This window comes from uncultured Thermosynechococcus sp., assembly GCF_937958135.1.
GTDB lineage: Bacteria > Cyanobacteriota > Cyanobacteriia > Thermosynechococcales > Thermosynechococcaceae > Thermosynechococcus.
Genome location: NZ_CALGOG010000054.1, coordinates 1 through 13,902, shown reverse-complemented (window position 1 = coordinate 13,902; position 13,902 = coordinate 1). Strand labels below are relative to the sequence as shown.

The 13,902-nt window shown below is 53.5% G+C and carries 18 protein-coding genes and 1 pseudogene; 10 read left to right on the top strand and 9 right to left on the bottom strand.

Features of this window, described 5'->3' with window-relative positions:
* Positions 1–711, top strand: a 711-nt coding sequence (locus Q0711_RS06860; protein ID WP_298616313.1) for a pyridoxine 5'-phosphate synthase, incomplete at its 5' end; no start/stop codon positions are given.
* On the opposite strand, the gene Q0711_RS06855 is transcribed toward Q0711_RS06860, so the two are convergent.
* On the bottom strand, positions 701–1,156 hold the full coding sequence (locus Q0711_RS06855) for a YbjN domain-containing protein (RefSeq protein ID WP_298616311.1): 456 nt from the start codon (positions 1,154–1,156) through the stop codon (positions 701–703). The genes Q0711_RS06860 and Q0711_RS06855 overlap by 11 nt on opposite strands.
* A gap of 31 nt (positions 1,157–1,187) precedes the next feature.
* Positions 1,188–1,497, bottom strand: a pseudogene (locus Q0711_RS06850) (hypothetical protein).
* A 277-nt stretch (positions 1,498–1,774) separates the two neighbouring features.
* On the opposite strand from Q0711_RS06850, the gene Q0711_RS06845 reads away from it, so the two are divergent.
* The 6 genes from Q0711_RS06845 (at position 1,775) to scpB (ending at position 6,295) form a co-directional block, all read left to right on the top strand.
* Positions 1,775–2,401, top strand: a complete 627-nt coding sequence (locus Q0711_RS06845; RefSeq protein ID WP_298616305.1) for a DUF3038 domain-containing protein — start codon at positions 1,775–1,777, stop codon at positions 2,399–2,401.
* Positions 2,401–3,075 (top strand): DUF4335 domain-containing protein, encoded by a 675-nt coding sequence (locus tag Q0711_RS06840; protein ID WP_298616303.1) that lies wholly within the window; start codon positions 2,401–2,403, stop codon positions 3,073–3,075. Before Q0711_RS06845 ends, Q0711_RS06840 begins: the two co-directional genes overlap by 1 nt.
* Positions 3,076–3,115: 40 nt before the next feature.
* Entirely contained in the window at positions 3,116–3,649 is a 534-nt protein-coding gene (locus tag Q0711_RS06835) for a gamma carbonic anhydrase family protein (RefSeq protein ID WP_298616300.1), read from the top strand.
* A 106-nt stretch (positions 3,650–3,755) separates the two neighbouring features.
* Positions 3,756–4,784, top strand: a complete 1,029-nt coding sequence (gene plsX, locus Q0711_RS06830; protein WP_298616297.1) for a phosphate acyltransferase PlsX — start codon at positions 3,756–3,758, stop codon at positions 4,782–4,784.
* On the top strand, positions 4,781–5,770 hold the full coding sequence (locus tag Q0711_RS06825; RefSeq protein ID WP_298616295.1) for a beta-ketoacyl-ACP synthase III: 990 nt from the start codon (positions 4,781–4,783) through the stop codon (positions 5,768–5,770). Before plsX ends, Q0711_RS06825 begins: the two co-directional genes overlap by 4 nt.
* A gap of 3 nt (positions 5,771–5,773) precedes the next feature.
* The gene (scpB, locus tag Q0711_RS06820; protein ID WP_298617245.1) at positions 5,774–6,295 is read left to right on the top strand and encodes an SMC-Scp complex subunit ScpB; all 522 of its coding nucleotides are present in this window, start codon (positions 5,774–5,776) and stop codon (positions 6,293–6,295) included.
* Here scpB and Q0711_RS06815 read toward each other — a convergent pair.
* Together Q0711_RS06815 and Q0711_RS06810 are read right to left on the bottom strand one after the other, a co-directional pair.
* Positions 6,255–7,112, bottom strand: coding sequence for an FHA domain-containing protein (locus Q0711_RS06815; RefSeq protein ID WP_298616291.1), 858 nt, complete (start codon positions 7,110–7,112; stop codon positions 6,255–6,257). The two genes, scpB and Q0711_RS06815, sit on opposite strands and share 41 nt — an antisense overlap.
* A gap of 72 nt (positions 7,113–7,184) precedes the next feature.
* On the bottom strand, positions 7,185–7,364 hold the full coding sequence (locus tag Q0711_RS06810) for a hypothetical protein (RefSeq protein WP_298616288.1): 180 nt from the start codon (positions 7,362–7,364) through the stop codon (positions 7,185–7,187).
* 311 nt (positions 7,365–7,675) lie between these two features.
* Here Q0711_RS06810 and Q0711_RS06805 point away from each other — a divergent pair, with 311 nt between their 5' ends.
* From Q0711_RS06805 to cysE, 3 genes are read left to right on the top strand one after another with little or no spacing between them, the layout of a single operon-like run.
* Positions 7,676–8,230: a late competence development ComFB family protein gene (locus Q0711_RS06805; RefSeq protein ID WP_298616286.1), complete on the top strand. Its 555-nt coding sequence runs from the start codon at positions 7,676–7,678 to the stop codon at positions 8,228–8,230.
* Positions 8,227–9,837, top strand: a complete 1,611-nt coding sequence (gene cimA, locus Q0711_RS06800) for a citramalate synthase (protein WP_298616283.1) — start codon at positions 8,227–8,229, stop codon at positions 9,835–9,837. The genes Q0711_RS06805 and cimA overlap by 4 nt, the downstream gene beginning before the upstream one ends.
* Before the next feature lie 59 nt (positions 9,838–9,896).
* A complete protein-coding gene (cysE, locus tag Q0711_RS06795) occupies positions 9,897–10,664 on the top strand; it encodes a serine O-acetyltransferase (RefSeq protein WP_298616281.1) in 768 nt (255 codons plus the stop codon).
* Here cysE and Q0711_RS06790 read toward each other — a convergent pair.
* The 5 genes from Q0711_RS06790 to Q0711_RS06770 form a co-directional block, all read right to left on the bottom strand.
* Entirely contained in the window at positions 10,661–11,179 is a 519-nt protein-coding gene (locus Q0711_RS06790) for a DUF721 domain-containing protein (RefSeq protein WP_298616278.1), read from the bottom strand. The genes cysE and Q0711_RS06790 overlap by 4 nt on opposite strands.
* Positions 11,180–11,194: 15 nt before the next feature.
* Positions 11,195–12,085, bottom strand: coding sequence for a PRC-barrel domain-containing protein (locus Q0711_RS06785; protein WP_298616275.1), 891 nt, complete (start codon positions 12,083–12,085; stop codon positions 11,195–11,197).
* Positions 12,086–12,233: 148 nt separating this feature from the next.
* Positions 12,234–12,704 carry an allophycocyanin gene (locus tag Q0711_RS06780; protein WP_298616273.1) on the bottom strand — a complete coding sequence of 157 codons (471 nt, stop codon included), beginning with the start codon at positions 12,702–12,704 and terminating at the stop codon, positions 12,234–12,236.
* A 34-nt stretch (positions 12,705–12,738) separates the two neighbouring features.
* Positions 12,739–13,212 carry an allophycocyanin gene (locus Q0711_RS06775; RefSeq protein ID WP_298616270.1) on the bottom strand — a complete coding sequence of 158 codons (474 nt, stop codon included), beginning with the start codon at positions 13,210–13,212 and terminating at the stop codon, positions 12,739–12,741.
* Positions 13,213–13,257: 45 nt separating this feature from the next.
* On the bottom strand, positions 13,258–13,902 hold a 645-nt coding region (locus tag Q0711_RS06770), incomplete at its 5' end, for a V4R domain-containing protein (RefSeq protein WP_298616268.1).

Below are 13,902 nucleotides of genomic sequence, written 5' to 3'. Positions count from 1 at the left end.
ACCCTAGGGGTCAACATTGATCATGTGGCAACGATTCGCCAAGCCCGGCGTACGGTTGAACCGGATCCCGTCGCCGCAGCCGTTTTAGCAGAACTGGGGGGAGCCGATGGCATTACCGTTCATTTGCGCGAAGATCGTCGCCATATTCAAGAGCGGGATGTGCGGCTCCTGCGGCAAACGGTACGCACCCACTTGAATCTAGAGATGGCTGCTACTCCGGAAATGGTGGCGATCGCCCTAGACATTCGCCCCGATTACGTGACATTGGTACCCGAGCGCCGCGAAGAAGTCACCACCGAAGGGGGGCTAGATGTGGTCAATCAGCGGCAACCCCTCACCCAAGTCGTGCAAACCCTGCAAGGAGCGGGAATTCCTGTGAGTTTATTTATTGACGCCGATCCTGCCCAGCTAGAAGCCGCTGCCAAAACTACGGCTCAGTTTATTGAATTGCACACAGGGCGCTATGCCGAAGCCAAGGGAGAAGCAGCCCAACAGCGGGAATTAGCAATCTTGGCTCAAGGGGTACAGCACGCTAGAGCACTAGGGCTACGGGTGAATGCGGGTCATGGGCTGACCTACGCCAATGTCGGCGCGATCGCCCGCCTAGAGGGGATTGAAGAACTCAATATTGGCCACACCATTATCAGCCGTGCTGTGCTGGTGGGCATGGTGCAAGCGGTACGGGATATGAAAGCCCTCATTAGCCCTTGAATTCAGCCCTGAGGGTGTCATCATAGTCATCGGCTAGGGTCGCCACAATCGTAATTAAGCGAGAAATTTCACAGGCAGTGATGCCCCTCAGGGTGCGAGTGGCCACCACTTGGACTTGTTCTTCGGCAATGGCAAAATGCGCCTCAAGGGTGGTGAGCCAGTTTAACGTCAGGAGCTTACGATAGAGTCCTAATTCATCCGCGACGGGCAAAGGTAGTACCGGCGACCAAATCGTGAGAAAGTCCTCCTCTGTCTGGCCACCCAACTGTACAAAGACCTCGGCACTGCCATAGCGAAACATCCAAATTTTGCCACTGTCCGTTTGGCCAACGAGGGGGGTGTCCCCTTGGTGGAGACTAGAAATAACCGTTTCAATAATTTCAACTGCATTTTCAGGAGGCGCGTCAAGGGAGGCTGTGGGGGTAGGCTGCACTTCGCTGACCATGGTCATTCCTTTCGTGAATCAGGACAACTCGTTAGAGAACTTGGTGAGTATAGGCGTGTTGTTTGACATTATCTGCAGTGGTAACAATGCGCATAGTCATCACATAAATGGGCACTGGGGGGAAATTGCTGCTGTACCTATTCTAAGTCTTGGGCTATACCATAGGTGAGGGCATGGGCTTCACTGTAGGAAGTGGGCAAGCCATAGAGCCATGCTTCCAATGCTGCTGAGGGAATCGGCTCAATCACCGCTACGGGCTGGAGCTTTCCTGCGACTTGGCTAAAACAATGAGCCAGCCCAAGTACCCCATAGGTCTCTGGGGGTGGAATATCTTGATTCATGACAGCCTCTTATACACATCCCTTCCCTCAAGTCTAGCTTGCGTTTCTAAAAATCAGCGTAGCGGGCAACATAGAGATAGGGGGCGGTCGTCATCGGAGGAAGAGCTAAGATGATCTAGGCTTATAGCCTTTTGCGGAAAGATGGAGAACATTAGGGTGGATGGTGTGCTCTCCTGGACGAGTTGTCACGGTGCCAAGCGGGTTCCATCTTGGGGAAAAGGACTGATCTCAGTATGACCCCTGTCACGATTACTGTATAGTGAGCATTCTAGAGCCTATGGAAACGGCAAACCCAATGCCAGCAACAGTTGAATCTCCTGAAGTTGAGCTATTACCGCCGATGTTGGCAGCACTGCCCAACCCCCAAGGGGTGAGTGTTTGCCCTCGGCGGGCGCGTTGGCAGTTGGATCTATTGCTGCTTGCCCTAGAGTGTGTTGATTTGCATGCCTCTGAGTTGATGCTGCAAGTGCTGCGGGAGCTGCAACTGCAAGGGATGATTCCCAATCGGGTCGTATTTTGGCAAATTCGCTGCACGAATCCCTTTCGCCAAGTTACCCAGCGTACCCCCTTGCCCTTGGCGGAAACCAAAGCACTCACCGCAGTAGTGGTGCAAGTGGCACGGCGGCAGACAGCTATCTTGCGGCATTTACTTTTGGTGTTGGATCAATTGCAGGCACAAAATTTGCCGCCGGAAACCTATGCCCCATTGGCGGCGTATTTAGATCGCTTTCGCCGCCACTTTCGCAAACGTATGAACCTCCAGCGATCGAGTCTCTTTCTCTACAAAAATCACCAAGCCCTCAATGAGTTGGGTTTGAAGTTGTTGGCACAGCTCCTGCTCTGCGCAGGCACAAAGGGCATGGAACGCCTTTGGTTTAGTTTATTTGACGGGGAAGTGAGTTAATGCTGCTGCAACGCCAGTACTCATTGCCCAATTGCACCCTGCGCATTGAAGGACTCAGCGGTCAAGCCGGGGCAGAGCAATTGGATATTGTCACATGTTGTGAGTGGGAGATTATCGGTCAGAATCAACGGATCAAGGGGGGTAAAGATTTCCTTGTGGCTTTACTCAATAGCGTGCCAGCGGCAGCACAAACGTGGTTGAGTGGTGTCAAGTTGCGGCGATCGCCCCAATACCCGATTCAAGTTGAGATCGCAGCCGCCAATCAAGTATCGCTCCATATTCCCCGTAAGCTGTTGCAAACCTCTCCCGAAGAGAATTCAGAATCACCGACCAACGATGAAGCAGGGGAAACCCTAGAAGTTCATCTTACGTGGTTGCAACTGGCGGATTTAGTGGAGGCGCTGGATCAATTTTGTAGTGATAGTCAAACGCTGCCCACGCTGATCCCTACCTTCCATTCTCTCCCCCGGCGGGCGATCGCCCCTGCCGTGCCTTTGCGCAAACAACTTATGCCCTTGGGCATTGGTGCCGCTAGCTTAGCGGCAATGGCTGCAATCTTTTTCCACTTCCCCGTGCCCGAACGGCGTCCCCCCCGCGAGGAAGCCTTGCCTCCTACTCCCGAAGCCGTCACGCCCGCACCGGCACCAACGACACCCAATCCCCCGAATCCTTAAGCCAATTTCAGTGCTTGTTGATGCTGAGGATAAATTTCTTATGGTAATCACTGCCCCTAGTGGTTTTTGGCCACCCGTTGCCGGCGATCGCGCTGCCTTTATTGCCCCCAATGCCACGCTGGTTGGGGATGTCCGCCTCGGTGAGGGGTGTAGCATTTGGTATGGCGCTGTGTTACGCGGTGACGTGGAGTACATCGAGATTGGTGCCCACACCAATGTTCAAGATGGCGCTATCCTCCATGGCGATCCGGGGCAGCCCACCATCCTAGGGGCAGAGGTAACGGTGGGGCATCGCGCCGTAATTCACGGGGCAACCGTTGAAGACGGCTGTTTAATTGGCATTGGTGCGGTGATTCTCAACGGCGTTCGCGTGGGCGCTAGCAGTATTGTTGCGGCGGGGGCAGTGGTCAGCAAAGATGTCCCTCCCCGCTCGTTGGTGGTGGGTATTCCCGCCAAAGTCGTGCGTGAAGTGAGTGACACTGAGGCTGCCGATTTACGTCAGCATGCCCACAAGTATGAACAACTTGCCCATGTGCACAACGGCACAGGACACGATTTGGGATTCCATCCCTAGAAATTTGTCCTAAACTGACCGCCCCAGTGTTCGGTGTCTGGCATTCTTAGGAAAAGGACTGTCATCTGCTAGAATTCTGTAGGATTTTCTCGGAAGAGTTCAGCCGATGACTCGTGCACGGATTGCTGTGGATGCCATGGGGGGTGACTATGCTCCCGATGAAATTGTTGCCGGTGCCCTCAGAGCCAGTGAAGAATTAGATGCCGATATTCTCCTTGTGGGGGATCCGATTCCCATTCAGCGCTACCTCGATGAACATGCCCCTGCAGCCAAGCCCCAAATTGTTGCAGCCAGTGATGTTGTTGAAATGGGAGAAGAACCCCTGACCGCACTCAGAAAGAAACCCAAGGCCTCAATCAATGTAGCGATGGATCTGGTCAAAGCAGGGGCGGCGGATGCGGTGGTTTCTGCCGGTCACTCAGGGGCAGCCATGGCCGCGGCGCTCTTGCGTTTAGGTCGCCTGCCGGGGATTGAGCGCCCCGCTATTGGAGCAGTCTTGCCGACCCTCATTCCCGGCAAATCCGTGCTGGTGCTCGATGTCGGTGCCAATGTGGACTGCCGTCCCAAATACCTTGAGCAATTTGCGGTCATGGGATCCATCTATAGCCAGTACGTTTTGGATGTCGAGGATCCTAAAGTTGGCCTGCTAAACATTGGCGAAGAGGACTGCAAAGGGAATGATCTGGCCTTAAAAGCGCATCAACTCCTACGGCAAAATCGCCAAATCTCCTTTTTAGGCAATGCGGAAGGCCGCGATGTCCTGTCGGGAAAATTTGATGTCGTGGTCTGTGATGGCTTTATCGGCAACGTTCTGCTCAAATTTGCCGAATCCTTGGGGAGTGTCCTCGTCCAAATTCTCCGCGAAGAGCTACCGCGGGGCTGGCGGGGGCAACTGGGCACAGCGTTGCTGCGTCCTAATCTGCGCAAAATTAAGCAACGCATTGATCACGCCGAGCATGGGGGTGGTCTACTTTTGGGGGTAGATGGTATCTGTATCATTAGCCACGGCAGTTCCCAAGCACCTTCGATTTTTAATGCGATTCGCTTAGCTAGGGAAGCAGTGGATCATCGTGTTTCAGAGCGCATTCAGGCCTGCTATCAGCAGATCGTTGCCGTTGAGGAGCGGGCTGAGTGACTCTACGGGGCGTTAAATTTACTGGCGTGGGCGCGGCAATCCCTAGCCAATGCTTGACCAATGCCCACCTCAGTGCCCTCGTGGATACCTCCGATGAGTGGATTCAATCCCGTACGGGCATTCAAAAACGTCACGTGGCGGCTCCTGAGCAGCGCCTTGTGGATTTGGCCAGCGAAGCGGCGGGCGCAGCCTTACAGATGGCAGGACTAGAATCCACAGCAGTAGATTTGATCATCTTGGCAACCTCGACGCCCGATGATCTTTTTGGCACCGCCTGCTTGGTACAAACCCGCATTGGGGCAGTGAATGCAGTGGCCTTTGACTTGACAGCGGCCTGTTCTGGTTTTCTTTTTGCCCTAGTGACGGCAGCTCAGTATTTGCGCACAGGTGCCTATCGCAGTGCCTTGGTCATTGGTGGGGATATTCTCTCCCGCTGGGTAGATTGGGGCGATCGCCGCACCTGTATTCTCTTTGGCGATGGTGCCGGGGCAATGGTGTTGCAAACCGGTGATGTGGATCAGCTCCTAGGTTTTGAATTGCGCAGTGATGGCCGCCTCAATGAGCACCTCACCCTTGCCTTTGCGGGGACGCCCCAAGCCCTAGGGGAAAATGTGGCGATCGCCCAGGGAGGATTTGCTCCCATTGCCATGAACGGCCGGGAAGTCTATCGCTTTGCCGTCACCCAAGTCCCCGAAGTCATTGAAAAAGCCCTGCACCGCGCTGGGTGTACGGTTGAGGAAATTGACTGGTTGGTGTTGCATCAGGCCAATCAACGCATCCTTGACGCTGTGGCTGAGCGTTTAGGCATTCCTCAAGAGAAAGTCATTAGCAATGTGGGTCAGTGTGGCAATACTTCCGCCGCCTCGATTCCCCTTGCCCTTGCAACTCCGATTCAACAGGGGCATATTCAACCCGGAGACTTAATTGCCACCGCTGGCTTTGGTGCCGGTTTAACGTGGGGAGCTGCCCTGTTCCGTTGGCAATAGCCTATGCAAGGGAACAACGACCTACGTGAATTAACGATGCGAGTGGAGGCCATTCTATACCTCAAGGCACAGCCTTTGACCTTAGCTGAACTGGCAGCCTTAGCAGGCACTGCCCCTGAGACCGTTGAACTGGCACTGATTGAGCTACTCAACGACTATGCCCATCGCCAAACCGCCCTTGAAATTGTCCAAATTGACAACAGATACAGCCTGCAACTAAAGTCCGCCTTTCAGGAACTGGTTCAGTCCCTTGTTCCTGTTGAATTGGGGGTTGGGGCACAGCGGACATTAGCCCTGATTGCTTTTCGGGGATCGATTCGCCAATCAGAGGTGATTGAACTGCGGGGTTCCAGTGCCTACCAGCACATTCAAGAACTGCTCACCCTTGGGCTGATTCAGCGGCGACGGGATAGCCAGAGCCGCTCCTATATTCTCCAGGTCACTGAGCGCTTTCACCAGTATTTTCAGGTGGATCAACTGCCGACTACTGAGGGAGATAGGGGGGGAGATTCACGTACTCACTGAGCAATTGGGAGGGCAAATCATCATTCGTGGCCAATTGGAGATTCAACAGAGATACCGCTAGCTTCTCCTGTTCTAGCTTAGTGCGCCCCAAGGCTTTGAGAATACGCCGCAGTTGAGCCGCAATTTCCGCCCCAAACATGGTGAGATTTTCATCCGGCAGGGCGGGGAGCCAATCCATTGCTCCATGCTCCACTGCCCATTGTCGCTGCATTGGCGAAATATGATTGTCGTAGCGGTCAATGATGAAACTACGCAACTGGGGATAGGTGGCCTTAATCCAATTCAAGAGGTTGCCAATATCGGGGGTTTCCAGTTGCGAGTCAAGGAGCACGAGATCAGGGTTGCGCTGCCTTAGGGTTACAAAATCGCTAATAATGCGGCGGCTATTGATTTGCCCTGACTCCACAATAACTTCCAACCCCTGACTGCGCAGCAGTTCTTGCCAAATTTGTACCTGAATGCCGGGGGGTTGAATGATGAGAATAGTGGGCTGCAGGGAAACAGAACCCCCCGATGGTGTGGTGGAAACCGCCTCATCGGTGCGAAATTCAAGAGTTGTTTTGCCGATAATAAAGCGATCGCCCGTCTTGAGCAAGGTTGGCACCTGAATCATTTGGCCATTGAGGACACAGCCGTTGCGACTCCCCAAATCAATGAGATAATAATCATCGTTATCAAGGCGCTGAATCATGGCATGGCGGCGGGATGCCCAGCGATCTGGCAAGACAATTGTGCAGTCTTTGCCCCGACCAATCACCCATGAATTGCCTTGGGTAAGAGGGACGATATAGGTGCTGGCCTCTGTGGAAACGACCAATTGTGGATACTGCGGTAACAAGGTGATCCCTCTGCCAACTCCCTGTAGGAATAAATTAGGTCTCTCGGTACTTTATTCAAAATGATAGTCGGGACATTGAATAGCAGCTTCGGTGGCCGCCCAATCAGGATGTAGGGAACACTTTAGGCGATAGTCTCCTGAAAAGAAGCGACAGCGAGCACAGGGAATTTGATGCAAACGGCGGGCGATCGCCAACCCCTCCTGTGTGAATTGCCACACATTCCACGCCATGATTGCCAACAGTAGCCAAGCACAACAAAAACAAATTGGTACTAGCCATGGCTCTACTGTATGCAAAAAAGATGACAACCACACAACCATAGGCCACAAACGGATCTGGGCGACTGCTAGCCTTTCATTATTTACCGCTATAATCTTATCACTTGGCTATAGGCCATAGAAGTATAAAGATTTGGCAGTTCTTTATAACAGTTCCTATCCCCAATCACGAAATGCAAAATTGCCCCCGCCCTTGGCGGTTCCTCAGCATATACTAAATTTGAGTGGGGAGTGTCCCTACAGCAACCACAGCGGAAACACGTATGGGGATTCAAGAGATCGTTGAACAAGCACTGAGCAATGGCTATCTGACACCAACGCAGGAGGCAGAAGTAGGACGCATTTGCGACAAAGCCACAGAACTCTCCGTAGAAGACTACATGGCGTTGGATCGCCTCATGGGTGCCCTATTGACGGGGCAAGTGGTGGCGGTTCCCCGCAAGCAATTTATCAACGTTATGGAAGAACTGGTGCTCACCGAGGCAATTACCCGCGTTGCTGCCATCGAAGCGGAGCAGAAGTGCGCTTTGGATTTAGGAGATATTGCCGCCTACGCTCTCAACCGCCTCCCCCCACTCTACGCCACCACCCAAGAGGGAGCACAGTATCAACGCCAGCGAGCCGAAGAGGAACTCATGGATCTGATTCGCACCCAAGTCCAAGAGGCCATTCATCACAGTATGGCACGGCCACAATTTCATCCGGAGCGATCGCCCCTCGGCAAAACCTCTAGCAAAGAAGTCTTTTCCCAAGTCAGCTCCCTGCTGCAGGCCTACGCTAATGAATATGAGCATCCCAAGGGAGAGTCAACGCAGTGAAAATTTGGCTATATGATACGACGCTCCGCGACGGTGCCCAGCGGGAGGGTCTCTCACTGTCCCTGGAAGATAAGCTGCGGATTGCCCACCAGCTGGATCGCTTGGGAATTCCTTTTATCGAAGGGGGCTGGCCCGGTGCCAATCCCAAGGATGTGCAGTTTTTTTGGCGGTTGCAGGAAACCCCCCTCCAACAGGCAGAAATTGTTGCCTTTTGTGCCACACGCCGCCCCGGCCGCAAAGCCGCAGAAGAGCCGATGTTTGAGCCAATCTTGGCAGCCGGTACCCGCTGGGTGACCCTTTTTGGCAAATCCTGGGATCTCCATGTCACCGAGGGTCTCAAGACCACGTTGGCGGAAAACTGTGCCATGATTGCCGACTCGATTCAGTTCCTCAAATCCCAGGGACGGCGGGTGATCTATGATGCCGAGCACTGGTTTGATGGCTATCTTGCCAATCCAGACTATGCCCTCCAAACCCTAGAAACCGCCTTGGCTGCGGGGGCAGAATGGCTAGTTCTGTGCGATACCAATGGCGGTTGTCTGCCCCATCAAATTCAGGCGGTCGTGGCAGAGGTGATGGCGCACTTTGGCGGCCTTGATTGTCTTGGAATTCACACCCACAACGATGCCGGCACAGCCGTGGCCAATGCCCTGGCGGCGGTGCAAAGCGGTGTGCGCATGGTGCAGGGAACTCTCAATGGTTACGGTGAACGCTGTGGCAACGCCAATCTCTGTACCCTCATTCCCAATCTGCAACTAAAACTGGGTTATGACTGTGTCAGTTCGGAGCAGTTGGCCACGCTGACGGAGGTCAGCCGCCATGTCAGTGAAATAGTCAACCTTGCCCCCGATGAGCATGCACCCTACGTGGGGCTATCGGCCTTTGCCCACAAGGGGGGCATCCATGTCAGTGCTGTGCAGCGCAACCCCCGCACCTACGAGCATATTGAGCCGCATTTGGTGGGCAATCAGCGCCGCATTATTATTTCCGAGCAGGCGGGCATCAGCAATATTTTGGCAAAAACCAGTGAACTTGGCTTTGAGTTGGATCGGCAGCATCCCTTGAGTCGAAGGATTTTGGAGCGGATTAAGCACCTTGAGAGCGAAGGCTATCAATTTGAAGCAGCGGAAGCCAGTTTTGAACTGCTAATTCAGGAGATTTTAGGACAGCGCCAGCGACCCTTTACCCTCAAGGGCTTTGATGTCTTTTGCCGCACAGATTCAGGCCCACTGGAGGCAACAATTCGCAGCCAGTCCTTGGCCACGGTCAAGGTGGAAGTGAATGGTGAGGAGATGCTCACAGCAGCGGAGGGCAATGGTCCTGTCTCAGCGTTGGATCAGGCGCTGCGCAAAGCGTTGATGTCGTTCTATCCAGAGATTGCCGAATTTCACCTGACGGATTACAAGGTGCGGATTTTGGACGGCCATGCCGGCACGGCGGCGAAAACACGGGTACTGGTGGAGTCCAGTAATGGGCGCGATCGCTGGGCAACGGTTGGCGTCTCTGCCAATATTATTGAAGCCTCCTACCAAGCGGTGGCCGAGGCCCTTGAGTATGGCCTCCAGCACAGTCGGCAACTGCGGCATTCCCCTTTGGTGGCCTCTTAAGGTCTGGTTGGAGAGACCTTGGCAAAATCCGTTAAAATCAAAACTGATCTTTACGTTCTATGACTGCCAAGGAGCCGCGTGTGCTCAGCACCCTCAAAGCAGATTTTCAAATTATCTTTGAGCGGGATCCGGCTGCCCGCAACTGGTTAGAGGTCATTTTTTGCTATCCCGGCTTTCAAGCCCTCCTTCTGCATCGCTTGAGCCACTGGCTTTGGCGGCGGCGCGTTCCCTTTATTCCCCGCTTCATTTCCCACATTGCCCGCTTGCTCACAGGCATTGAAATTCACCCCGGTGCCACGATTGGCAAGGGCGTTTTCATTGATCACGGCATGGGGGTCGTCATTGGCGAGACCGCCGTTGTTGGGGATTACTGCCTAATCTATCAGGGAGTAACCCTCGGCGGTACGGGTAAGGAAACCGGAAAGCGGCACCCCACCCTAGGTGAAAATGTGGTTGTCGGAGCCGGGGCAAAGGTGTTAGGCAACCTCACGATTGGGAACAATGTGCGCATTGGCGCAGGTTCAGTCGTGCTGCGGGATGTCCCCTCTGATTGTACGGTGGTGGGTATTCCAGGGCGGATTGTCTATCGGGCAGGTGCCAAAATTGCTCCTTTGGAACACGGTCAACTGCCTGACTCTGAGGCGGAAGCCATTCGCTATCTTTTGGATCGCATTGAACTCCTAGAGAAACAGGTGCAAGCATTGCAACAGCAGGGACAAGAAAGGGTGCCCGCCTCGGTGCTAGGGGGTTGTCAATCTACCCAAGGCCAAGCCTGCCGCCTCAGCGATCGCCCCATTGAAGAGTTTCTCAACGGCTCTGGCATCTAGGCCGAACGGGCGTAACACAGCCCGCAGATTCCCCAGCGCTGTAGCTCTTTAATGGGTGTAGGACATTGACAGCGCGGACAAAGAGGATAATCTCGCGATCGCTGCCGCACTTGGTCTTGCCAACGCTGAAAGGCCTCTTGGGGAGTGGCTGCTGCTGCCACAGTGGGAAGATTCCCTACTTTCGGTAAGGTGTCATCCGTGGCGATCGCTGAGCAGGGGGGTCGCCAGTGGCGATGGGAAAAGCGAATATCCCTGAGGGGAATCCCCAAAGTCTGCTGAATTTTGGCCATCAGGGGCGATCGCGAGAACATTAGATGCTGTGCCCACGTACTATTGGCAACCGCCACAAGCAACACCCCTTGACCGGTCAGTTCCAGCGGTACAGTGTGCTCCGCCACAATTGACCCCACCAGCTTCGGCCAGTGCTCCAAAAGACACAAGAACTGCCGCGGCTGTTGCCATTCGGGAGTCTGCTGCCATTGCTGAAGTACCGTGGCCAGTGGGGTATAGGCCATTTGGAATATTCCAGACTATTCGTGGTCGTATTCCTCTTGCTTTTGCCGCTGCTCAAGGCGAATCGGTTGTTGTTCTTCCCAAGGATCGGCAGTGGGTTCGGATTCCGGCAGTTCTACGGGCATAGCTTGAGCAGGGGGTTTGACTTGACGTGAGCGGGGGCGCTCTTCGTACTCATACTCCTCCTCTTCATACTCCACATACTCGGGCTGGCGGCGACGTCGCCGGGGAGCCGTTTCCCAGTCTGCTTCGTAGTCACTGCGGCTGCGTGGGGGAGGATAGACGGGCGATCGCGCCCCAGAGGGCAATTGATTACTGCTCGGCGTGATCGGTTGATAGTAATCGTCTTCATCACTTTCCCAAGGGGGTGCTCCCAAGCCGATCCGTTCTAAAAGTCCCACAGTCAATTGCCGCAGGCGGGTTTCAGCCCCCTCAAAGACAATAATGCGATCAGGCCCTGTGCTGACAATTTCCTCGATGGGCAACTCGTAGGTACTAATGAGTTGAGCAGGAATCCAAGGCAAACCAATGGAGGCCAAAATCAAATCCGTGATGTCGCCCGTTTGCGGGTCAAACTTAAAGCCCCGTACCTTGCCCAACACCTCACCGGTTTCGGTGACTATCTCACTGTCAATGAGTGTGCTGTAGTTGTAGGTATTGAGAGACTCAATTACATCGTCATCGTGCTCAACAAGAATGACATCACCAATTTGGCGAATACTGTCTAAAAGAATATAGCGCTGTTCCCCTGTAAAAAGGGTATTGCGCACCCCCAAGGCGACCACTTGCCGTTGGTCAATATCAACCCAAACTTGATTGATGACGCCTAACTTCCGACCAGTATCACGGGTGATTACCTGTGTACCGATTAAATCTGCCCGTTGCAGCAATTGCGCCGATATGGTCATGCCTTTGTGTATCCCAATGAATCTTAGTAATACTATAGCGGCCAATCCCAATGGTACGCCAAAGGCGATTGCCGGTGGGGTAAATTCCCCTATGGAATCAGTGCTTCTAGGCTAGCGCATTTTTGCCTCACTGCTGAGGTAGGCTAGCTTATTCCCCTAAGATTGACTGCGTCAGAGCCATCACAGGTTGCATCAACGGCACTTCCTCACCGTCGAGCACTTGATTAACAGCCTGGGGTAGGACTTGGTACGTCACTTGAGCGACCTTTTCGTCCCTGAAGGCCTTAATGATCGTGCGGTACCACAGCAAGAACCCCTCCCGCAGAGCCTCGAGATCCGCAAATAACATCGCTGCGGCCGCTAGACGCAGCACATGCTTGCGATCGCGCCGACACACCGCCGAATAATCCTGATTGCCCTTGCGGAAAATGTGGGGACTTTTCGCGCGCAGTTGCTGCTCCACCTGATCAAGGATTTTCTCCTCGGCGTCACGGATTTTTTCATAGGCACTAATGCGCTGCTCCGCGACCGCTAGATAGTTCTTAAGGAATTCCAGCTCTTCAGCCCTGGCATAGCGGCCATCCGCCTCGAGGCTGAGTTTTTCCAGTTGGCGCAGCATCCATTCCCCCCTTACGAACTCTTTGCTGACAATTTCATTCTGACAAAATCGAGCTGCCGAGGGCAAGAACAGGCTGCATCACCTGCTGTTCTTCTGGTGTGAGCAATTGCTTCATCATGTTCGGCAGGAACTTACCATAGGTAGAGGACGAGGACGCCTCGTAATTAAAGGACTTAACAATGGTGCGATACCAAAGCAAAAAGTTGTCCCGCAACAAATCCAACTCGGAAAAGAGCATTGCCGAGGCACACAGCCGAATCGTATCCCCTAAGTCACGACGGCAAATCTCCGAGCGATCGCCATTGATCAAATGAAAACAGCGGGGATTTTCTGCCTTTTGCATGGCTTGAATTTTATCTACCATCATTTCCGCCTCAGCGCGGATTTTTTCGTAGGCACTGATGCGAGTCTCCACCGAAGCCAGATAGTCCCGCAGGAAGTTCAATTCCTCAGGACGGGCATAGCGACCATCGGCAACAACGGTTAAGTGATTCAACTGACGGAACATCGGGCAACCCTCCTTAGAAAATCAATCAACACCCCCCTCTGGGGCTTATCGTTTCACCAATTCCCCTTGGCGCAGCCGTTTTTCAATATCCCGCGCTGTGGCACCTTCGTTTTGCCAGAAGGCAGCCGCATCAATGCGATCCTGTTTCCCCACGAGAAACTTGCAGTAGGTTTCTCCCATCGCATAGCACTGTAACTCAATACAACCCAAGGGTTTTTGAATTAAACCCGTAAAGAAACCCGCAAAGAGACCCGCGTAGATATAGCACACTGGCTTGCCCACATCCCCAAGCGTACGGGCCACCACAGAGTCAAAAATGTTAATAAACATGAACCCATTCTTTTGCTCTGTGAGATCCACTTCCCAGTTGCCCCAGCCTTGGGTTGTGAAAGGCCACCACCAAGCCTCTAAGATAAATGTCAAAGCAGCCTTGCGTAGCTCGCGCTGGTACTCCTGCTCAAAGTGCTGCTTGAAGACCACTGCATCCCGCTTGCCCCACTCTTCACCAATTCTGTACATGACAAGAGCAGAGGCTGAACCCACTTCTTCTTCCAGCCCTTCTACTAAGCCGATGACAAAATCTTCTGTTACGAGGGTTACCCGCTGATTGTACCAGTCTGTAATGTCTCCCCGTTGGTTATCAAATTGCAGATAGTCCCGCAGGCGATAGTGATTAGTGCGCCTTGGATG